The following is a 21012-nucleotide window of genomic DNA, read 5'->3' on the forward strand; positions in this document are numbered from 1 at the left end:
GGGTCCCGCACAGTGGTTCCAGTCAGGCACAAAGAGCACGACCGGGCCTACGGAGGAAACCATGCGCAAGATCATCAGCTCGACGTACATCTCGCTCGACGGCGTCATCGAGAACCCGCAGAACTGGACCTCTGCCTACTTCCAGGACGAGGCCGCCGCTTATGCCCAGGAGCTGCTGTTCACCTGCGACGCCCTGCTCATGGGCCGCAGGACGTTCGACGGCTTCTCACAGGCGTGGCCGGCCATGGAGGAGTCGACCGGCGACTTCGGGGTCCGGATGAACACGATGGCCCACTACGTCGTGTCCGACTCCCTGCAGAAGCCCGGCTGGGGCGACACCACCGCGATCCGGCGGGACGACGCCGTCGCGGAGATCACCAAGCTGAAGGAGCAGGAAGGCCAGAACATCCTGCAGTACGGCTTCGGCCCGGTGTCGCGGACGCTCGTGGAGAACGGCCTGCTGGACGAGCTGCGGCTGTGGATCCACCCCGTGATCGTCGGCCCGGCAGACCCGGGAGAGCTGCTCACCCAGAAGGACTTCTCGGCGTCGTTCGAGCTGGCGGACACCAAGACGTTCAGCACCGGCGTCATCATCGCGACCTACGTGCCCGCCGCGAAGTAGCCCGGCGGATGACGCCTCGAAGCGGGCAGGGCCCCGGCCAAGCGCCGGGGCCCTGCCCGTTCGCGTCAGACGAGCTGGTCGAGGATGCTCCGCAGGATGGCGAGGGTGCGGGTTGGCGCCTCCGCCTGGACGCCGAGGCGGTTCAGGACGTCCCGGTAGCGGGTGAGGTCGGACGGGCGGTCCGGGTACAGCGCGCCGGTGAGCTGCTCCAGGTAGACGACGTCGGCGAGGTCGGGTTCGGCGAACCGCAGCAGCGTCATCGGGCCGCCCTCGGCCGCGTGGCCGCCGGTGTCGAACGGCAGGACCTGCACGGTGATGTTCGGCCGCCGCGCCATCTCGGTCAGGTGCCGGATCTGCGCCCGCATCGTCGCTGCGCCGCCGACCGCGCGGCGCAGCGCCGCCTCGTCGAGCACCGCCCACAGCTTCAGCGGGTCGGGGCGGTCGAACACGCTCTGCCGCCGCATCCGCAGCTCGACCCGCCGCTCGATCTCGTCCGCCCGGGCCTCCGGATGCCGGGCGCCGAGGAGCGCGCGGGCGTAGTCGGCGGTCTGCAGCAGTTCCGGTACGTCCTGCACCTCGTACACGCGGACGAGCACGGCCCCCTGCTCCAGGCCCAGGTAGGGCTCGAACCAGCCGGGCACCACATCGGCGTACTCCTGCCACCAGCCGGGGATGTTCGCGTCCTCGGCCAGTTCCAGCAGCGCCTCGCGGCGGGCGGGGTCGGTCACGCCGTAGACGGTCAGCAGGTCGGCGACGTCGCGTTCCTTGAAGCCGACGCGGCCCAGCTCCATCCGGCTGATCTTGGAGTGGGAGGCGCGGATCTCGTATCCGGCGGCCTCGGTGGAGATCGCGGCCGTCTCGCGCAACCGGCGCAGCTGCGCCCCGACCAGCATGCGCAGCACCGTCGGGCCCGCCGCCCGGTACCCCTGCGCGGGGACGGCGACCGGGGCCGCCTCATCCGGAGGCTCTCCCGCGCTCATACCTTGCGTCCGACGGCGCAGAACTCGTCCACCTCGTCCGGCTCGCCGAACGGACCGGGCTCGACCCGCCACCGCGACACCGACACGACGCCCGGCTCCAGCATCTCCAGCCCGTCGAAGTAGCGGGCGATCAGCTCGGGCGTGCGCAGGTGGTACGGGGCGTCGCTCGCCTCGTTCCAGACCTGGATGGCCGTCCGGAACGCGTCGCCGGTGACGACGTCCGTGCCGTCCGCGACAGCGAGGTGGCTGCCGGGAGGCAGCGCGCCGAGCAGGTGCGAGACGATCGAGCACGCCTCGTCGTGGTCGGGGACGTGGCCGAGGATGTTCAGCAGCATCAGCGCAACGGGACGGTCGAGGTCGAGCGTCTGCGCGGCCTCGTCGAGGATCCGCTTCGGGTCGCGCAGGTCGGCGTCGATGTAGCTGGTGGCGCCCTCCGGGCTGCTGGTCAGCAGCGCGCGGGCGTGCGACAGGACGAGCGGATCGTTGTCGACGTACACGATGCGGGCGTCGGGCGCGACGCGCTGCGCGACCTCGTGGGTGTTGTCGAACGTCGGGAGGCCGGTGCCGATGTCGAGGAACTGCCGGATCCCCGCCTCCCCGGCCAGGTGCCGGACGGCGCGGGACAGGAAGGCCCGCGAGTGCCGCGCGACGTCCACGATCTGCGGGTAGACGCCGACGAACTGGTCGCCGGCGGCCTGGTCGGCCGGGTAGTTCTCCTTGCCCCCCAGCCAGTAGTTCCAGATGCGCGCGGACTGCGGCACCGTGGTGTCGATCTGGGGCTCGGTTGGTACGCCGGTGTCCGGTGCCGGATCTCCCACGGGACGTCTCCTCGAACGCGCAGGAACATTTCTACGTGACGAAGCTACTCGCTGGCCGACGGCTTGCCCACCGGACCAGCCGGACCGGAATGTTCGGCTTCGCGGCGATCTCGGGGGAAACGACGAACATCCGTCGTCGAGGCGAGCGTGACCTGCGACGATAGGGGTCCCGAAAAATCTGGGAAGAAATCGGGACACGATGTCGATCCGGTCACGTCCTCTTCGACGCGTCAGTGAAGGGCCGGAGAGACCGGCCCCGTGAGACAGAGGAGACGGCCATGCGCTTCCTGATGATGACGACGGACACCGGCGCCGACCAGGGGCCGCCCGACGAGGCGATGCAGGTCGAGATGGGCAGGTTCATCGAGGAGATGTCCAAGTCCGGGGCGCTGCTGGCCACCGGCGGGCTGGAGCCGGGCGGCACCCGCATCTCCTCGTCCGGCGGCAAGGTCACCGTCACCGACGGGCCGTTCGCCGAGGCCAAGGAGGCCGTCGTCGGATTCGCGCTGATCGAGGTGCGCACCCGGGAGGAGGCGATCGAACTGTCCAAGCGGTTCTGGCAGATCGTCGGGGACGGCGCGGGCGTCATCAAGCAGGTCTTCGGCCCCGGGGACCCGATGCCCGGCGAGTGACCGCCGGGCACCCCGCGCGCTGAGCTTGCGCGGCGGCCGGTGCGGGTGCTCTCATCGGCAGCGTGACGGCTTCGGACAGCCCTGACGTGCACGGATCTGACGTGCACGAATCCGACGTGCGCCGCTCCGACGTGCGCCGCTCCGGCGCGCACGGTTCCGGAGTGCACGCGAGCATCGACGCGGTGTGGCGGCTGGAGGCCGCCCGGATCATCGCCGGGCTCGCCCGGATGGTGCACGACATCGGGCTCGCCGAGGAACTCGCGCAGGACGCGCTGGTCGCCGCGCTCGAACAGTGGCCCGAGTCAGGCGTCCCGGACAACCCGGGCGCCTGGCTCATGGCCGTCGGCAAGCGCCGCGCCATCGACCGGATCCGCCGGCAGCAGCGCCTCGAGCACAAGCTGGAGGAGATCGGCCGCGACCAGGAGATGCGCCCCGCGCCGGAGATCGACGTCCCCGACGACGAGCACATCGAGGACGACGTCCTGCGGCTGGTCTTCACCGCGTGCCATCCCGTCCTGTCCACGCAGGCCCGGGTCGCGCTGACGCTGCGGATGCTCGGCGGGCTGACCACCGACGAGATCGCGCGGGCGTTCCTGTCGTCCGAGCCGACCGTCGCGCAGCGGATCGTCCGGGCGAAGCGGACGCTGTCGGACGCCGGCGTCCCGTTCGAGGTGCCCGAGGGCCCGGACCGCGCCGCCCGGCTGTCCTCGGTGCTGGAGGTCGTCTACCTGATCTTCAACGAGGGGTACACGGCGACCGCCGGGGACGACTGGGTGCGCACGGACCTGTGCCAGGAGGCGCTGCGCCTCGGCCGGGTCCTCGCCGGCCTCGCGCCGGGCGAACCCGAGGTACACGGCCTCGTCGCGCTGATGGAGATCCAGGCGTCCCGCATCCGGGCCCGCACCGGCCCGTCCGGCGAGCCGGTCCCGCTCCTCGACCAGGACCGCGGCCTGTGGGACCGCCTCCTCATCCACCGGGGCTTCGCCGCCCTGCTCCGGGCGAAGGAGATCGGCGAACCGCCCGGCCCCTACGTGCTGCAGGCGGCGATCGCCGCGAGCCACGCGCAGGCCCCCACCGCCGAGGACACCGACTGGGCGCAGATCGCGTCCCTGTACGAGATCCTCGCGAGCACCGCCCCGTCCCCGGTCGTGGACCTGAACCGCGCGGTGGCGGTCGGCATGGCGCACGGCCCGGACAAGGGCCTCGAACTCGCCGACGCGCTGGTGGACGAGCCGTCCCTGCGCGGCTACCACCTGCTGCCGAGCGTCCGCGGCGACCTGCTCGCCCGGCTCGGCCGCCTCGACGAGGCCCGCGCGCAGTTCGAACGCGCCGCGGACCTCACCCGCAACGCACCCGAACGCAAGATCCTCCTGGACCGCGCCGCTTCCCTCGGCCGGTAGACCGCCGGGCTTGCCGGCACCCGGGCTTCCCGGCGAACCGGGCTTCCCGGCAACAGGCCCCAACCCCGGTTTGGTACTGATGGAGGCGGGACAAGGGAGAGGAATCCCAGTGATCACTCATTCGGACGCCGCCGCGGCCGCGGCGCGCGTCGCGGGCCATATCCGCAGGACACCGCTGCTCGCGGTGGACCCGGCTCCGCTGGCACCGGCCGCGCGCCTGTGGCTGAAGCTCGAACAGACCCAGCACACCGGGTCGTTCAAGGCGCGCGGCGCCTTCAACCACATCCTCGCCGCGCGGGAGGCGGGACGGCTGCCGGACACCGGGATCGTCGCGGCGTCCGGAGGCAACGCGGGTCTCGCCTTCGCGTACGCGGCGGCGCGGTCGGGCGTCCCCGCCGAGGTGTTCGTCCCGGAGACCGCGCCCGCCGTGAAGGTCGCCCGGCTCCGCACGCTCGGCGCGACCGTCACCCAGGTCGGCACCCGGTACGCGGAGGCGCAGGACGCGGCCACCAAGCGCGCCGCCGACACCGGCGCGCTGTTCTGCCACCCCTACGACCTGCCCGAGGTGTGCGCGGGGCAGGGAACACTTGGGCTGGAGATCCTGGAGCAGACCGGCGGTGAGATCGACACCGTGCTGCTCGCGGTCGGCGGCGGAGGACTGATGGCGGGCGTCGCCGCCGCCCTCGACGGCCGCGCCCGCGTCGTCGGCATCGAGCCCGAGCGCATCCCGACCCTCGAACGGGCCCTGCACGCGGGCCGCCCGGTCGACGTCGGCGTCTCCGGCGTCGCCGCCGACTCCCTGGGCGCCACCCGGCTCGGCGGCATCGCGTTCGACGTCGCGTCCCGCACCGGCGTGCACCCCGTCCTGGTCACCGAGGAGGCGATCACCGACGCCCGCCGGTTCGTCTGGGACGAGTACCGCCTCGTGGTCGAGAACGGAACCGCCACCGCCATCGCCGCCCTCCGCACGGGCGCCTACCGCCCGTCCCCCGACGAACGCGTCGTGGTCGTCCTGTGCGGGGCCAACACCGACCCGTCCGACCTGTGACGCTGGTTCAGTGGAGGGCTGGTTCAGTGGACGGTGCGGAGGGACTGGAGAGGCAGGAGCTGGACGGGACGTTCGGGTGCCGCGGACTGGGTCGCGGCCCGGCTGCCGCAGAGGGCCTCCACGACGTGCGCGCCGAGCGCGTTGTCGATCGGGTGCGGGATGGGGACGCCCCTGGCGTCGAGCTGCTGGTGCTTCGTCAGGTTGAGGGCGACCGACATCTGCCGTGATCCGTCCTCGGAGGAGAGCGACTGGGTGGCGGCTCCGAAGACCGCGCCGTCATGCCCCCAGAACGTCCCGCACGGCAGGCTGAGCGCGTACAGCCCGAGGCCGTAGTTCATCAGGAAGTTGCCGTCCGGGTCGTTCACCGCGACGGCGCGCTTCATCTGGACGAGGGACTCCTCGCCGATGAGCCCGCCGGTGAGGAGCCTGCGGTAGAAGCGGTTGAGGTCGCCCGTGGTGGAGACCAGCGCGCCCGCCGTCCACGCCCAGCTCATGTCGAACGTGCTGTAGTCGCGGGGCGGGTCGACCTGCTGGTAGAGCGATTCGTACATCCGCGAGTGCGGGCCGAAGACCCATGGGCTGGACGGGAAGTACGTGTTCTTCAGCCCGGCCTTGGCGATGACGTTCCGGGTGATGTACTTCTCCGCCTCGGTCCCCGTCACCTTCTCCAGGAGCAGCCCGGCGATGATGTAGTTGGTGTTGGAGTACGACCAGCGCTCCCCCGGGATGCCGGTGCGCTGCGCCTGCAACCCCCAGCTGACGAGCTGCTCGGGCGGGACGTCGCGGAAGCGGTGCTCGTCCAGGCTCTCGGGCGACAGCTCGCCCAGCGACGGGAACGCCGCGGCGATGTAGTCACCGATCCCGCTGGTGTGGTTGAGCAGCATCCGCACCGTTGTCTGTTCCCCGAGCTCGCCCGGGACGAGGCCGGGCAGGTAGCGGCCCACCGGCGTGTCGAGTGCGATGCGGCCCTCTTCGACCTGCTGGAGGATCGCCGTGGCCACGAACGTCTTGGTGATGCTCCCGGCCCGCTGCCGCATGTTCGGCGTGACGGGACGTTCCGTCCGGGTGTCCGCGACACCGGACGCGCCGTCCCACCGGGTGCGGCCGTCCCGCGCGGCGGAGTACAGCCCGTGCATCCCGGCCTCGTGCGTGGCGTCGAGGGTCGCGCGCAGCTTCGCGGGATCGAACGGACCGGCCGGCGGGCGGGCCGCGGGCGGCGTGCGGGCCGAGGGGGCCTCGCCGGGTACGGCCGCCGCCGGCACCTGGGCGAGCGTCATCGTCAACACCACCGCCGCGCCGGCCGCAGCACCCGTGCGCCGCAGCCGCCGTCCGAACCGCCTTGCCATCGTCCTCATCCCCCAGCCTTCGACCCTGCCAGGGAGAGTCTGCTAGGAGATCATCCACATTGTCATCCCGGGGTGGCGAGAGTTCGCTGCCGCGCGCGCGGCCTTACCCGGTCGCGAGAGGTCAGCTCAGCAGGTCGGCGAGGGTCTCGCGCCGCGACGGGTGACGCAGCTTGTGCATGCCCTTCGACTCGATCTGCCGGATCCGCTCGCGCGTGACCCCGTAGACCTTGCCGACCTCTTCGAGGGTCTTGGGCTCGCCGCCGGACAGCCCGAACCGCAGCGAGATCACGCCCGCCTCCCGTTCGGTGAGCGTCTCCAGCACCGCGTCGAGGCGTCCGCGCAGCATCGAGGACGCGACGACGTCGGCGGGGTCGCCGCCGTCCGGGTCCTCGATGACGTCGCCGAGCTCGCCGTCGCCGTCCTCGCCGAGCGGGGTGTGCAGGGACAGCGGCTCACGCGCCTGCCGCCGCAGCCACTCCACCTTCTCGGGCGTGACGTCGAGCTCGACGGCGAGCTCCTGCGAGGTCGGCTCCCGGCCGAGGTCCTGCATCATCCGCCGCCGGACCCGCGTCATCCGGTTGAGGACCTCGACGACGTGGACGGGAATCCGGATCGTGCGGCTCTGGTCGGCCAGCGCGCGGCTGATCGCCTGCTTGATCCACCACACGGCGTAGGTCGAGAACTTCAGGCCGCGGCGGTACTCGAACTTCTCGACGGCGCGGATCAGCCCGAGGTTGCCCTCCTGGACGAGGTCGTTCAGCGGCAGGCCGTGACCCATGTAGCGCTTGGCGAGCGAGACGACGAGGCGGAGGTTCGCCTCGACCATGTGCGTCTTGGCGCGGCTCCCGTCGGCGGCGATCCACTCCAGGTCCGAGCGGTCCTGGAGGCTCAGCTCGTCGCCGAGGACTTCGAGGCGCTCGCGGGCGAACAGGCCTGCCTCGATGCGCTTGGCCAGGTCGACCTCCTGCTCGGCGGTGAGCAGCGCGGTGCGCCCGATGCGGGAGAGGTAGTCCTTCATCGGGTCGACGAGGTTCACGGTGGCGCGGGGGGATGCGCTCTTCGTGCGGCTGGCGTTCAGGGCGGTGTCCTTTGCTCGTCCGGCTGCTCGCCCGGCCGGGAGGGAACGGCTCACGCGATCTCGGTACCCGGCAGCAACAAGAAGTAATCCCTGTGGGCTTTATGTGGCTCCTCTCGACGTCAGGACTGGACCAGGAGGAGGAGGTCGCCGGCCTGGACCGGGGTCGTCTCGGGGACCGCCAGGCGGGTCACCGTGCCGCCCATGGGGGACGTGATGGCGGCCTCCATCTTCATCGCCTCGATGGTGGCGACCACGTCGCCTGCCGCTACCACGTCGCCCTTGGAGACGCGCAGGGTGACCGAGCCGTCGAAGGGGGCGGCGACGTGGCCCGGTTCGTTCGGGTCGGCGCGTTCGATCGGCGGGGCGTCCGACGCCACGGACTTGTCGCGGACGGAGAGCGTGCGGAGCTGGCCGTTCACGGTGCAGATGACCTGGCGGACGCCCGCCTCGTCGACTGCGCCCACCGCCTCCAGGCCCGCCAGCACCCGGACGCCGGGTTCGAGGTCGAACGAGACCTCGTGCCCCGTGCGGAGACCGTAGAGGAACGGGCCGGTGGGCAGGACGGACAGGTCGCCGTAGGACGCGCGGGCTTCGCGGTAGTCCTTGGCGGGGCCGGGGAAGAGGAGCCGGTCCAGGGTCTCACGCACGTCGGGGCCCGCCAGGGCCTTCTCTTCGGCGCCGGTGAGCTCGGCTCGCGCGGGCGTGTGCCGGCGTCCTGCCAGCGCCTTGGTGCGGAAGGGCTCGGGCCAGCCGCCGGGCGGGTCGCCCAGCTCGCCGTTCAGGAATCCGATGACGCTGTCGGGGATGTCGTAGCGGTCGGGGTTCTCGGCGAAGTCGGCGGGGTCGGCGCCCGCCGCGACGAGGTGGAGGGCCAGGTCGCCGACGACCTTGCTGGACGGGGTGACCTTCACGAGGCGGCCGAGGATCGCGTCGGCCGCGGCGTACAGGCGCTCGATCTCCTCGAAGCGGTCGCCGAGCCCGAGCGCCACGGCCTGCTGGCGCAGGTTGGACAGCTGCCCGCCCGGGATCTCGTGGTGGTAGACGCGCCCGGTCGGCGACGGCAGGCCCATCTCGAACGGCGCGTAGAGCTTCCGGACGGCCTCCCAGTACGGCTCCATGACGGTCAGCGCGTCCAGGTCGATTCCGGTGGCGTGCTCGGTGAAGTCGGTCGCGGCGACGATCGCCTGGAGGGGCGGCTGGCTCGTGGTGCCCGACAGCGGCGCGGCCGCCCCGTCGACGGCGTCGACACCGGCTTCGATGGCGGCGATGTAGGTGCCGATCTGGCCGCCGGCCGTGTCGTGGGTGTGCAGGTGGACGGGCAGGTCGAAACGCTCGCGGAGGGCGGCGACCAGTGTGCGCGCGGCGGGTGCGCGGAGCAGGCCGGCCATGTCCTTGACGCACAGGATGTGGACGCCCGCTTCGACGAGCTGTTCTGCCAGCCGCAGGTAGTAGTCGAGGGTGTAGAGCCGCTCGTTCGGGGACGACAGGTCGCCGGTGTAGCAGAGGGTCCCCTCGACGAGCGCGTGGGTTTGCAGCGCGGCGTCGATGGCGGGACGCATACGTTCGACGTCGTTGAGGGCGTCGAACACACGGAAGATGTCGACCCCGGTACTGGCGGCTTCGCGTACGAACGCGCGGGCCACCGAGTCGGGGTACGGCGTGTAGCCGACGGTGTTGCGGCCACGCAGAAGCATCTGGATGCACAGGTTCGGGGCGGCCTCGCGGATCGCGGCGAGCCTGTCCCAGGGGGATTCGCCCAGGAAGCGGAGCGCGACGTCGTAGGTGGCCCCGCCCCACGCCTCCACGGAGAGAAGCTGCGGGGTCATGCGGGCGAGGTGGGGCGCGGCGGCGAGCAGGTCGTAGGTGCGTACCCGCGTGGCAAGGAGCGACTGGTGCGCGTCCCGGAACGTGGTGTCGGTGACGGCCAAGGCGCTCTGGCTGCGGAGCTGCTCGGCGAACGCGCGCGCGCCGAGCGCCATGAGCCGGTCACGGGAGCCCTGGGGGAACGGGGCGTCCATGCGCAGCGCCGGAAGCTTCGTCGCCGGGTCCAGGTCGGTGGGCGCGTCACCGTGCGGCTTGTTGACGGTGACGTCCGCCAGGTACCGGACGAGCCTCGTCGCGCGGTCGCCGCTCGACCGCGCCGTGAGCAGCCCGGGGTGCTCGCCGATGTAGGACGTCGTGACGCCGCCCGCGCGGAAGTCCGGCTCGTCCAGCAGCGCCTGGAGGAACGGGATGTTGGACGCGACGCCCCGGATGCGGAACTCGGCGACGGCCCGGCGCGCCCGCCGCACCGCCTCCTCGAACGTCCGGCCGCGGCAGGTCAGCTTGACCAGCAGCGAGTCGAAGTGGGGGCTGACGATCGCGCCCCCGTAGGCCGTGCCGGTGTCGAGCCGGACGCCGGCGCCGCCGGGCGACCGGTACGCCGAGATCTTGCCGGTGTCGGGGCGGAAGTCGTTCGCCGGGTCCTCGGTGGTGATGCGGCACTGGACGGCGAAGCCGCTCACCGTCACCTCGTCCTGCGCGATCGACAGGTCGGAGAGCGTCTCGCCGCCCGCGACGCGCAGCTGGCTCTGGACCAGGTCGACGCCGGTGACCTCCTCGGTCACGGTGTGCTCGACCTGGATGCGCGGGTTCATCTCGATGAAGACGTGCTCGCCCCGGTCGTTCACGAGGAACTCGACGGTGCCCGCGTTCTCGTAGCCGATCTCCCGGGCGAACCTCACCGCGTCGTCGCAGAGCCGCTGCGCCGCGTCCGGGTCCAGCCCCGGCGCGGGCGCGATCTCCACGACCTTCTGGTGGCGGCGCTGCACCGAGCAGTCACGCTCGCGCAGGTGGACGACGTTCCCGGCGCCGTCCGCGAGGATCTGCACCTCGATGTGGCGGGGGCGGTCCACCGCCTGCTCCAGGAACACCGTCGGGTCGCCGAACGCGCTCTGCGCCTCGCGGCGCGCCGCGTCCACGGCGGCCTCCAGGTCCTCGCGGGCGTCGACGCGGCGCAGGCCGCGCCCGCCGCCACCGGCCGCGGCCTTCACGAACAGCGGGAACCCGACCTCATCGGCCGCCGCCAGTTCCCCGCCCACCTCGGGCGTCACCGACCGGAGCACCGGCAGGCCCGCGCGCCGCGCCGCCGCGACCGCCTCGATCTTGTTGCCCGCCAGGCTCAGCACGGCCGAGGGCGGGCCGACGAACTTGATCCCGTTGCGCTCGCACGCCTCGGCCAGCTCCGGGCTCTCCGACAGGAACCCGTAGCCGGGGTAGACGGCGTCGGCGCCGACCCGCAGCGCGGTCTCCACGATCCCGTCGACGTCCAGGTAGGCCCGGACGGGGTGGCCGTGCTCGCCGATCTCGTACGCCTCGTCGGCCTTCTGCCGGTGCAGGGACAGCCGGTCCTCGTGCGCGTAGACGGCGACGCTGGCGATGCCGAGCTCGTAGGCGGCGCGCAGCGCCCGCACGGCGATCTCGCCACGGTTGGCGACGAGGAGCTTCGTGATCACGTGATTTTCTCCCAGGGAGACGGCTCGGCGCGTCCGCCCGCACCCGACGTCTCCCGGGGCCTCGCTCGACAGTGAGCTCGGCGGTGAGCGAGACCGACCCGGCGGGCGAACCGAATCTTCGGATACCTACCCAGTTGATCGGCTGGAACAGCCTCGCGGGCCGCCCCAAAGTTGTGAAGAAAGTGACAGAACGCGTGTTGGGGTCAAAATGCGACGTTATTTTCAGCGTCCCGGCGTTCGCGAGCCCCGCTCGTTAGGCTGTTTGACCGGTTGAGGCCGTTCAACCGGTTGGTGTGCTTTCGAGGGGAAAAGCTGTGCGGCTACCGGAACATCTGGAACTGCTCGTGTCCGAGGAGCCCGTCCTCGACCTGTACGCGTCCGGGCCGTGGCGCGTCCCGGACGGGCTGTTCGACGAGATCCGAAGCCGCATCGACACCCTGGTCCAGGACCCGCGCTGCGTCCCGCTGACCACCGCCCATCACGGCATGATGACCGTCCCGGCCCCGCTGGTCGCCGCCGAAATGATCAGCTTCCTCGCCTACCTGCCCGGCGCCGTCGCCCTCTACTCCGGTGCCTTCGACAAGCTGTACCACGAGTTCTTCGGGCGCTACCTGAGCGCGCCGAGGGACGACGCGGACAAACCGTCGCACTGGAGTGCCCTGTCAGGCGAGTTCCGGGCGTTCGAATGGCTGGAGGAGTGCAAGGACCAGGACCTCGCGCTCATCCTCGCGCGCGAGTCGCTCGGCGTCTTCGAGGGCCTGCAGCCGTTCGAGGCCCGGCGTCAGGCCATGCTGAAGCTGTTCGAGAACCCCCCGGCCGGGGACTGGCTCGGACTCCCCCTGAAGCGCCGCCGCGAGCTGTGGGCGGCGCAGGCCGACGACGACGTCATCGCCGCCCTGCCCGAACTGGCCGGCCCCATCTCCCATCTGGAATGGGTGTGCTCCGGCCTCCTGCCGGTCCACGAGCATCTGCGCGAGATCGCCCCCCACGGCGAGACCGCCGACGAACTGCTCGTCCACTTGCTGCTGCAGGCCGACCTGAAGCAGGTACCCGCCGAACTGTCCGCCGTCCTCACCGAGGACCGGTACGGCAAACTGCTCGGCCTGTACGAGGAAAGGCGCGGCTCGTTCGACGCGAACTCGTGGTCGCTGGACGAGTGGGCCTGGCTCGCGCGGGCCCTCGGCGCCGGGGGCATCGACGCCTGCCGGGGCTGGCTCGACATGGCGATCCGCTTCACCGGCAGCGTCCAGGGGCTGCCGGACGGGCCGTCCGCGCCCGGCCGCGTGTGGATCCCGATCGGCGGTTTCCAGGAGGACGTCCACCGGCTGTTCACACCGCGCCGCCGGATCGTCAACCCGCTCGCCGCGAAGCTCGGCCAGGCCCCGTCCCGCCCGAGCGGCGCCCGCGGCCGCACCGAGGTGGAGACCGACCTGGTCGGCCAGCCGGACGTCACCGCCGCACTGGAGCGGATCGCCGCCGGAGCGGGACCGGTCCGGCTGATGATCGTCGGCCCGGACGGCACCGGCAAGCGCGACGCGGCCCAGGAGATCGTCCAGCTCGTCCAGCAGCACGGCGTCGCCGACCCGCCGCTGTGGCTGTCCGGGGACTTCTTCGCCGCCAAGGAGGTCTCGGCCGCCACCTCGCAGCTCTACGCCGAGGCCCGCGACTCCGCCGGGGTGCGGCTCATGGTCATCGACGGGCTCGACGACATGTCCAAGGACGAACGGAGCGGCGAGGCCATCCTGGAGCAACTGCACCAGGCCGTCGACGTCCACGACGACCTGCACGTCGTCGCCCTGTGCGAACCCGGGGGCGACGAACGGATCCGCGAGCTCAACCCCGGGCTCGCCCTGCGGTTCCAGGTCGTCCCCACGCATCCGTTCACCGCCGAAGGGCACGCGGAGCTGTTCAACCGGGCCGTCCAGCAGCGCGGGGCGCGCGCGCACAAGCGCGCCCTGACGGCCGCCGGTCAGCTGCTCGCCGGCACCGCCCCCAACCGCAACCTGCGGAACGCCCGCCTCGCGCAGCACCTCGCCGACATCGTCGTGGAATCCGTCCACGAGCGGACGGAACCCGGCCAGGAACCCGTCGTCAAGCGCCCCGACATCCCCGCCTCGTTCGGCTCCTCCGGCGCCGACCCCATGGCGGAGCTCGAAGCCCTCACCGGCCTCGGCGGCGTCAAGCACGAGATCGAGCTGATCGTCGCCGGCGCGAAGGCCACGAAGATGCGGCGTGACGCCGGGGTGGCCGTTCCGACCCCGCCCGCCAGGCACATGGTGTTCACCGGCAACCCCGGCACCGGCAAGACCGTCGTCGCGCGGCTGTTCGCCCGCATCCTCAAGGACCTCGGCGTACTGACGTCCGGGCATCTCGTCGAAGCGACCCGCTCGACGCTCGTCGGCACCTACATCGGCGAGACCGCCGTGAAGACGAGGAAGGTCGCGCAGCGCGCCGTCGGCGGCGTCCTGTTCATCGACGAGGCGTACTCGCTGGTCCAGGAAGGCGTGGAGGAGGACTACGGCCCCGAGGCCATCGCCGAACTGCTGCGGGTGATGGAGAACCACCGCGACGACATCGTCGTCATCGTCGCCGGCTACGAACGCGAGATGCGTCGGTTCATCGCGTCCGACCCCGGGCTGGCGTCCCGCTTCCCCAGCACGGTCCGGTTCCCCGACTTCGCCGACGCCGAACTCATCGAGATCTTCACCGGCCAGGTGGCCGACGCCGGCCTGGAACTGGCGCCGGACGCCCGCGACCGCGTCGCCGACCTCCTGCGCCGCGCGCCGCGCGGCCGCTCCTTCGGCAACGCCCGCGTCATGCGCAACCTGTGCGAGCGCGCCACCGCGCTCCAGGCCCGCCGCGTCACCGCCCTGAGCAAGGCGACGCCGGACGACCTGGCCGCCCTGACCGCCGAGGACCTCCCCGACACCCTCTCCGGCTCCACCCGCGTCCGGCCCGTCACCGACCCGCTCGCCGAACTCGACGCGCTCATCGGTCTGGCGGACGTCAAGAAGGAGGTGCACCGCCTCGCCGCCGAGGCCCGCGCCACCGACCTGCGCCGCGCCGCCGGGCAGACCGTCACCGTCCCGAGCCGGCACATGGTGTTCACCGGCAACCCCGGCACGGCCAAGACGACCGTGGCCCGCCTCGTCGCCTCCGTCTACGCGGACCTCGGGCTGCTCTCGTCCGGGCACCTCGTCGAGGTCTCCCGCGCCGACCTCATCGGCTCCTACGTCGGCCAGACGGCCCCGCGCGTGCGGGCCGCCGTCGAGCAGGCCCTCGGCGGCGTCCTGTTCATCGACGAGGCGTACTCCCTGGCCGGCGACTCCTACACCCAGGAGGCCGTCTCCACGCTCGTCCAGCTCATGGAGGAGTACCGCAGCGACCTCGTCGTCATCGCCGCGGGCTACGAGCGGGAGATGGAGGCCTTCCTCTCGGGCAACTCCGGGCTCGAATCGCGCTTCCCCAAGCGCCTCGCCTTCCCCGACTACTCCGACGACGAACTCGTCGAGATCTTCACGCACCTCGCCGCCGCCGAGGGGCTCCAGCTGAGCGAGGACGTCCCCGCGCGCCTGCGCGGCCTGCTCCGCGACGTCCCCCGCGGCTCCTCGTTCGGCAACGGGCGGCTCATGCGCAACCTCCTCGACGGCGCCGTCGCCACCCAGGCCGAACGCCTCACCGCCACGTCGGACGCGTCCGAACTGTCCACGCTGTCCGCCGGCGACCTCCAGCCGGCCAAGCCCGGCTCGTCCGACGAGGGGCCGGGCCTGTACCTCTGACGCTCACCACCTCGAACGCTCACCACTTCCTCCGACTCTCACCACTTCCGGCCCCGGCGCCGCGGATGCTCGGCGCCGCGGCGGCGGGCGATGCCGGCGCGCGCCGGCCGCAAGGAACGGATCGATCAACGGAATAGCGGTAAAACCTTTGCGGTTGCAACTACCGTGCAAGATCCGGTGAACCGGGTAGCACGCATGTCCGTGACCCATGGAGGTGAACCGTGCCGAACAGCATCCCCCGGACCCGTTCCGGCGCCCCGCGAGAACACGTGAAGACCACGTCGCTGCGCGCCCTCGCGATCGCCGCACGACTGGAACGCGGCCACGACCTGGAGGGGCCACCGGGCAACGCGGAGGGCCGGGCCGAGCAGCGCCCAGAGCGGCGGACGCCCGACCCGGCCTGACACGTCCGCTCCGGCCGTCCCCCGGCCGGGCATCCGAAGCCCCCGTCAACGCGACGGGGGCTTCGCCGTTTCTGGGCCGCGTGCCGTTTCTGGGCCGAGCCGTGTCCGAGCCGTGCCGTTCTAGGGCTGCGTCGCTTGCTCGGCCATGTCGCTAATAGGAACTCGTCCCGTCGAAGATTGCGTGGATGGCGGCGCGCGCGCGTTCCGCCCCCACGTTCTCGACCATCGCGGTGAGGTGTTCCGCGCTGAGGACGGCGAGCAGCGCGTGCGCCAGAGCATCCCCATCGGGGACCATCTGGTCGAGCAGGATGGTCAGGTGCCGGTGCCAGAAGCCGTAGGCGCCGATGCGGTACCGGGCGCCCGGCGAGGCCGTCTCCGACATGCGGACCAGGGGCAGATGTCCCAGTGCATAGTCCAGGTACGCGTCGGTGAAGGCGCGCAGACGATCGGAGGGCTGGACGACCGTGTTCCCGCCCCCCGGCCCAAGAGAGGGCGGGCCGGACAGGATCGCCTCCTGCAAGGCACGCTCGCGTTCCTCCAGGAGCGCCACGGCCAAGCCGGCCTTGTCGCCGAACCGGCGGAAGAGGGTTCCCTTGCCGACGCCCGCGGAGGCGGCGACCGTGTCCATCGAGACCGACTCGACGCCGTGACGGGCGAAGAGCTCGGCGGCGGCTTCGAGGACACTCGCCCGGTTGCGCGCCGCGTCCGCGCGCTCCTTGGGCGGCGGCGTGCGCATCAGTTCGAGGTCGACGCTCTTCCCGCCGGCCGGACCGCGGTCCACCACCGCGCCCTCCTTCCGGACATCCGCCAGTTGAATCGGACTGTAGTCCGGGTCACCTCGATTCCGCTATGCGCTAGATCAACTAGTTTGCGGAGCGCATACCATCGACTGCCCATAGGCTTGGTGCGTTGTCTTGCCAATGAGCCGAAGGTGTGACGGGGAGCGAGTGGCGTGACGGACAGGACGATGCCGGACGCCCATCCACTGCGGTCGGGCGACCCGACCGAGCTGGGCGGGTACGAGATCCTGGGCCGGCTGGGCGAGGGCGGTCAGGGGGCGGTCTTTCTCGGCCGCCCCGCCGGCGCGGCCGGGGATCTCCCCGCCGCGGACCACGTCGCCATCAAGCTGCTGCACGGCGGGCTCACCGGGGACGCGTCCGCCCGCGCGCGCTTCGTCCGCGAACTCGAAGTCGCCAAGCGCGTGGCCCGGTTCTGCACCGCGCAGGTCCTGGACGCCGACGTCGCCGGCGACCAGCCCTACATCGTCAGCGAATACGTCCCCGGTGTGTCACTGCACCACGTGGTGCGTACGGAAGGCCCGCGCACGGGCGGCGCACTGGAACGGCTCGCCATCAGCACCCTGACCGCGCTGACCGCGATCCACCAGGCCGGGATCGTGCACCGCGACTTCAAGCCGCACAACGTGATGATGGGGACGGACGGCCCGCGCGTCATCGACTTCGGCGTGGCGCGCGCGCTGGGCGCGGCCGGTGAGACGCAGAACGTCGGCACGCCCGCCTACATGGCGCCCGAGCACTTCACCGGCGGAGAGGTCAGCACGGCCTCCGACATGTTCGCCTGGGGCACGACGATGGCGTTCGCCGCCACCGGACGTCCCGCGTTCGGCAACGACGAGATGGCCACGGTCATGCACCGGATCCTGACCAGCGAGCCGGACCTCGGCGACCTGTCCAGCCCGCTGCGCGAACTCGTCGTGGCGTGCCTGGACAAGGAGCCCGCGCAGCGCCCGACCGCCCGCGAGGCCCAAGAACGCCTCGTCGGCGCGGCCAGCGGCTCGTCCGAGGGCGCTACCCCCGTCCAGCCGCCCTACGGCGAGCAGCCCCATGGCGCTCCGCCGCCCCCAGGGCCCGACCTGCCGTCCCAGGGGTACGACACGCCCCCTATGCCACCACCGGTCGTCCCAGGGCCGCCGCCCCACGCTCCGGGGCCGCCTCATGCTCCCGGACCGCCTCACGCTCAGGGGCCGCCGCCTCATGCTCCGGGGCCGCACGGCCGGAAGCGCGGACGCCTCATCCCGATCGCGGCGGCCGCCGCGGTGGCCGTCGTCCTCGCGGGCGGCGCCGTCTGGGCCGCGACGGGACCGGGGGACGACGGCAAGGGCGACGACCGGCAGGAGGTCGCGGCGTCCGACCAGAACAACGGCGCACCGGCCGGTTCCGAGGCCGCGAACGGCGCCGGTGGCCAGGGTGAAGGCACGGCGAAGAACCAGCAGCGGCAGCAGCCGAAGAACAAGCGGAGCCAGACCCCCGGAAGCCCGAACTCGTCCCAGAAGCCGGGGACGCCGCAGCGGCCGGGACAGCCGGCGCCGACGAAGGGCAGCGGCGGAGGAGGCGGCGGCGGGGGCGGAGGCTCCGGTTCCGGCCAGGAACCGTCCAACAAGTACAGCCCGCAGCAAGCGTGCAACAGCGGCGGCCACGGAGGCGGCTACTACGTGCAGCGCTCCTTGAGCGTGTCCGGCGGCACCGCCTACCTGCTCTACAACAGCTCCACCTACAACTGCGCCGTCATGATCAAGACCAAGGACGTGGGGCAGAAGTCCCCCGCGTCCGTATGGATCCAGAAGAAGGGCGGCAGCACGATCGCCGACAGCGGGCAGTTCGCCTGGTACGCGGGACCGGTGTACGTGAAGGCCCCCGGTACCTGCGTCCGGTTCGGCGGCAACGGCCGGTCCGCCTCGTACGGCAACTGCGGCTGACCCCGCCCTGGCCGGGCCGGAGGAAAGAAAAAGGCCACCCTCGCGCCGGGTGGCCTCTGCTTTCGTGGCGGACGGGTCGACGTTCGGTGTACCGGAGCCGACCCGCCGCTATTCGACTGGCCGCCGGGACTTCGCCTGTGCACAGGGACTTCGTCGGCCCTGCGGCGGCGGGGTCAGGCGGCGCTTGGTTGGCGGTTTCTCAAGGTTTCAGTTGCGGGAAGCGATGAGGTGGTCGAAGTCGCCGTCCTTGGCTCCAAGGATGAGCGCCTCGATCTCGGGACGGGTGTAGATGAGCGCGGGGCCGTCGGGATGACGGGAGTTGCGCATCGCGACCCGCCCGCCCGGCAGTTCGGCGATTTCCACGCAGTTCCCCTGGGAGTTGCTTCGCCGGGACTTCAGCCACCGCGCCCCTTGGAGGTTGGTGGCCGGCATCCCGTTGTCGTAGTAGTTCTTGAGCATCATGTCTCTCTGAGAAAATCACCGAGAAGCTCGACGGTGCGCTCCGGGGTCGCACTGTCGACGCACAGGCGTTCCATCGCCTGCAAATAGGTGTCGACGTCGTCTCGCTTGTCCAGGTACATCGCGCCGGTGAGGTTCTCTACGTAAACCACGTCCGGCAGGTCCTGCTCGGGAAAGCGCAGGATCGTGAACGCGCCCCCCTCGGCGGCGTGGCCTCCGAACCTGAACGGCATGATCTGGATGGTGACGTTCGGCAGCTTGGACATCTCGATGAGGTGCTCGAACTGGCCCCTCATCACGTCCGGGCCGCCGATGGGACGCTTCAGCGCGCCCTCGTCCACCACCGCCCACAGGCGCGGAGCATCCGGGCCCGTGAGACGTTCCTGCCGCTGCATGCGCAGTTCCACGCGTTGGTCGATTTCGTGTTCGGCGGCTCCGGCGTTGCCCAGGCGGATCACCGCACGCGCATACCCCTCCGACTGCAGCAGCCCCGGGACGAACTGCAGTTCATACGTGCGGATCAACGCCGCCGACTCCTCCAGGCCGACATAGGTCTGGAACCAGCCGGGCAGTACGTCGTTGTACCGGTGCCACCAACCGGGGGTGTTGGCCTCCCTCGCAAGTTGCAGCAGCGCATCGCGTTCCAACTTGTCGCTGACGCCGTACAGCGAGAGCAGGTCGTCCACGTCTCGTTCTTTGAAGCTGACCCGTCCGAGCTCCAGACGGCTGATCTTCGACTCCGACGCGCGGATGACGTAGCCGGCGTCCTGACGGGTCACGCCCTTCTGCTCACGCAAACGGCGAAGCTGCGACCCGAGCAGGATCCGACGAACCGTCGACCCGCTTCCCGGCGTCTCTGGAGTCACGCCCAACCTCCCGGCTATTCGGCGGACAGCGAACCTAGTGTGCCACTGGCCTCAGTGTCCTGCGGTTACCTCCGTTCAGGTCGCACGCATTCGCGTCGCCCCACACCCTCACAACGCGGATGCACGTGCATTGGGTCTTGCATTCGCACGCTACGATGCGCAGGATAACGCACGAGACTTGCGAGCCACGGCTGCACAACGAGATCACTCTGCGGGGTCCGGTTGGAATGACGTCACGCCACGCGCACGACGACACGCGCTGGGAGCTCGGCCCCGTCGTGGGGCCGGCCGACCCGCACGACCATGCCGGGTGCTCAACTCCCGTCCCGGAGTCGTCAGACCTGCCCCCGCGCCTGGACACGGCCGTGACGGCCCTCACCGAGCTGCGGGGCGCCACGGTCTCGTTCACGGTCCAGCCCGATCCGGAGTCGGTCACCGAGGCCCGCCACTTCACGATCTCCCGGCTGGTCGAATGGGGCGTGGCCGAACTCACCGACGACGTGGGGCTGGTCGTCTCCGAACTCGTCACGAACGCACTACGGCACAGCGGGGGGCGGCGCAGCGGGGGAACGTCTCGCGGCCGGCCGGGCGACGACGTGCACCGCGTGGGCGTGTACGGCGACCCGGCCGACCCGCTGGGCTCCGCACCGTCCGCCATCAGGCTGCACCTCGCCCACCGGGGTCCCTGGGTGCTCTGCGGGATCCTGGACGCGAGCCCGGCCGCACCGCGCCGCAAGGAACCCGACTACATCGCCGAGACGGGACGCGGCCTGCACCTCGTGGAATCGTTCAGCGTCCGGTGGGGATGGCGCTCCATCGCGCGAGGCAAGGTGGTGTGGGCCCTGTTCCGATCCCCGTGAAGGGACGGCCCGATCCCGTCCGGAGGGCGTAACGGCCTGCCACAGGGGTAACAAACGAGTTCCCAATAGTCTTGTCGGACGAGCCGAACGAGAGGCACGGACGAGACGAGTCTGCAGATCGGCAGAGAGGAGCACCGGTGGACTTCGCCGTCGAGCATCGCGTCGAAAAGGGCCTAACGGTCGTGAAGATCAGCGGTGAGATCGACGTCTTCACCAGCCCCCGGCTGCGGGAGGCCCTGCTCGACATCATCGACAACGGCGGCGCGTACCTGGTCATCGACCTCGGCGAGGTCACGTTCCTGGACTCCACGGGCCTCGGCGTGCTGGTCGGCATCTACCACCGGCTCCGCGCGCGGGACGGCTCGATGTCGTTCATGGGCGTCAACGACCGGGTACGCCGCGTCTTCCACGTCACCCAGCTCACCAAGATCTTCGTCCTCCACCACTCCCTGGAGGACGCCATCGCCGCCCACGAGTCGCCCGCCTCCTGAACCGCTCCCCTCCCTTCCC

The 21012-nt window shown here is 71.3% G+C and carries 16 protein-coding genes and 1 pseudogene; 9 read left to right on the forward strand and 8 right to left on the reverse strand.

Translation table 11 applies throughout. The features are described from left to right. Positions 1-61: 61 nt before the first annotated feature. A complete protein-coding gene (locus E1285_RS20470; protein WP_132154413.1) occupies positions 62-622 on the forward strand; it encodes a dihydrofolate reductase family protein in 561 nt (186 codons plus the stop codon). Positions 623-687: 65 nt separating this feature from the next. Here E1285_RS20470 and E1285_RS20475 read toward each other — a convergent pair whose 3' ends face one another. Beyond that, on the reverse strand, positions 688-1602 hold the full coding sequence (locus E1285_RS20475; protein ID WP_132154415.1) for a helix-turn-helix transcriptional regulator: 915 nt from the start codon (positions 1600-1602) through the stop codon (positions 688-690). Beyond that, the gene (locus E1285_RS20480; protein WP_132154417.1) at positions 1599-2420 is read right to left on the reverse strand and encodes an SAM-dependent methyltransferase; all 822 of its coding nucleotides are present in this window, start codon (positions 2418-2420) and stop codon (positions 1599-1601) included. The genes E1285_RS20475 and E1285_RS20480 overlap by 4 nt, the downstream gene beginning before the upstream one ends. Before the next feature lie 278 nt (positions 2421-2698). Between E1285_RS20480 and E1285_RS20485 the strand changes: the two genes are divergently transcribed. The 3 genes from E1285_RS20485 (at position 2699) to E1285_RS20495 (ending at position 5500) form a co-directional block, all read left to right on the forward strand. After that, on the forward strand, positions 2699-3052 hold the full coding sequence (locus E1285_RS20485; protein ID WP_132154418.1) for a YciI family protein: 354 nt from the start codon (positions 2699-2701) through the stop codon (positions 3050-3052). 173 nt (positions 3053-3225) lie between these two features. Next, positions 3226-4452, forward strand: a complete 1227-nt coding sequence (locus E1285_RS20490; protein ID WP_347814090.1) for an RNA polymerase sigma factor — start codon at positions 3226-3228, stop codon at positions 4450-4452. A 109-nt stretch (positions 4453-4561) separates the two neighbouring features. Further along, on the forward strand, positions 4562-5500 hold the full coding sequence (locus E1285_RS20495) for a threonine/serine dehydratase (protein ID WP_132154420.1): 939 nt from the start codon (positions 4562-4564) through the stop codon (positions 5498-5500). Between the two features lie 23 nt (positions 5501-5523). Here the strand turns inward: E1285_RS20495 and E1285_RS20500 are convergent, their stop codons facing one another. The 3 genes and pseudogenes from E1285_RS20500 to E1285_RS20510 form a co-directional block, all read right to left on the reverse strand. After that, the gene (locus E1285_RS20500) at positions 5524-6846 is read right to left on the reverse strand and encodes a serine hydrolase domain-containing protein (RefSeq protein ID WP_243722933.1); all 1323 of its coding nucleotides are present in this window, start codon (positions 6844-6846) and stop codon (positions 5524-5526) included. 121 nt (positions 6847-6967) lie between these two features. Beyond that, positions 6968-7870, reverse strand: a pseudogene (locus E1285_RS20505) (RNA polymerase sigma factor); the annotation flags it as partial. Positions 7871-8043: 173 nt separating this feature from the next. Next, on the reverse strand, positions 8044-11418 hold the full coding sequence (locus tag E1285_RS20510; protein WP_132154422.1) for a pyruvate carboxylase: 3375 nt from the start codon (positions 11416-11418) through the stop codon (positions 8044-8046). 314 nt (positions 11419-11732) lie between these two features. On the opposite strand from E1285_RS20510, the gene E1285_RS20515 reads away from it, so the two are divergent. Beyond that, positions 11733-15197, forward strand: a complete 3465-nt coding sequence (locus tag E1285_RS20515; RefSeq protein WP_132154424.1) for an AAA family ATPase — start codon at positions 11733-11735, stop codon at positions 15195-15197. A 221-nt stretch (positions 15198-15418) separates the two neighbouring features. Then, on the forward strand, positions 15419-15601 hold the full coding sequence (locus E1285_RS20520) for a hypothetical protein (protein ID WP_132154426.1): 183 nt from the start codon (positions 15419-15421) through the stop codon (positions 15599-15601). A gap of 151 nt (positions 15602-15752) precedes the next feature. Here E1285_RS20520 and E1285_RS20525 read toward each other — a convergent pair whose 3' ends face one another. After that, positions 15753-16385, reverse strand: coding sequence for a TetR/AcrR family transcriptional regulator (locus tag E1285_RS20525; protein ID WP_243722934.1), 633 nt, complete (start codon positions 16383-16385; stop codon positions 15753-15755). Positions 16386-16553: 168 nt separating this feature from the next. On the opposite strand from E1285_RS20525, the gene E1285_RS20530 reads away from it, so the two are divergent. Beyond that, the gene (locus E1285_RS20530) at positions 16554-18317 is read left to right on the forward strand and encodes a serine/threonine-protein kinase (protein ID WP_132154428.1); all 1764 of its coding nucleotides are present in this window, start codon (positions 16554-16556) and stop codon (positions 18315-18317) included. A 207-nt stretch (positions 18318-18524) separates the two neighbouring features. On the opposite strand, the gene E1285_RS20535 is transcribed toward E1285_RS20530, so the two are convergent. Continuing rightward, positions 18525-18776 carry a DUF397 domain-containing protein gene (locus tag E1285_RS20535; protein WP_132154442.1) on the reverse strand — a complete coding sequence of 84 codons (252 nt, stop codon included), beginning with the start codon at positions 18774-18776 and terminating at the stop codon, positions 18525-18527. After that, a complete protein-coding gene (locus E1285_RS20540; RefSeq protein ID WP_132154444.1) occupies positions 18776-19597 on the reverse strand; it encodes a helix-turn-helix transcriptional regulator in 822 nt (273 codons plus the stop codon). The genes E1285_RS20535 and E1285_RS20540 overlap by 1 nt, the downstream gene beginning before the upstream one ends. Before the next feature lie 272 nt (positions 19598-19869). Here E1285_RS20540 and E1285_RS20545 point away from each other — a divergent pair, with 272 nt between their 5' ends. Beyond that, the gene (locus tag E1285_RS20545; RefSeq protein ID WP_132154430.1) at positions 19870-20502 is read left to right on the forward strand and encodes an ATP-binding protein; all 633 of its coding nucleotides are present in this window, start codon (positions 19870-19872) and stop codon (positions 20500-20502) included. A 137-nt stretch (positions 20503-20639) separates the two neighbouring features. Then, on the forward strand, positions 20640-20993 hold the full coding sequence (locus E1285_RS20550; RefSeq protein ID WP_132154432.1) for an STAS domain-containing protein: 354 nt from the start codon (positions 20640-20642) through the stop codon (positions 20991-20993). The last annotated feature ends 19 nt before the right edge of the window (positions 20994-21012 follow it).

The sequence above is a fragment of the Actinomadura sp. 7K507 genome (assembly GCF_004348425.1).
GTDB lineage: Bacteria > Actinomycetota > Actinomycetes > Streptosporangiales > Streptosporangiaceae > Spirillospora.

Coding starts and splice junctions, on each gene's coding strand:
- E1285_RS20485 (WP_132154418.1), top strand. CDS start 2,699: ATGCGCTTCCTGATGATGACGACGGACACCGGCGCCGACCAGGGGCCG.
- E1285_RS20470 (WP_132154413.1), top strand. CDS start 62: ATGCGCAAGATCATCAGCTCGACGTACATCTCGCTCGACGGCGTCATC.
- E1285_RS20535 (WP_132154442.1), bottom strand. CDS start 18,776: ATGCTCAAGAACTACTACGACAACGGGATGCCGGCCACCAACCTCCAA.
- E1285_RS20545 (WP_132154430.1), top strand. CDS start 19,870: ATGACGTCACGCCACGCGCACGACGACACGCGCTGGGAGCTCGGCCCC.
- E1285_RS20500 (WP_243722933.1), bottom strand. CDS start 6,846: ATGGCAAGGCGGTTCGGACGGCGGCTGCGGCGCACGGGTGCTGCGGCC.
- E1285_RS20475 (WP_132154415.1), bottom strand. CDS start 1,602: ATGAGCGCGGGAGAGCCTCCGGATGAGGCGGCCCCGGTCGCCGTCCCC.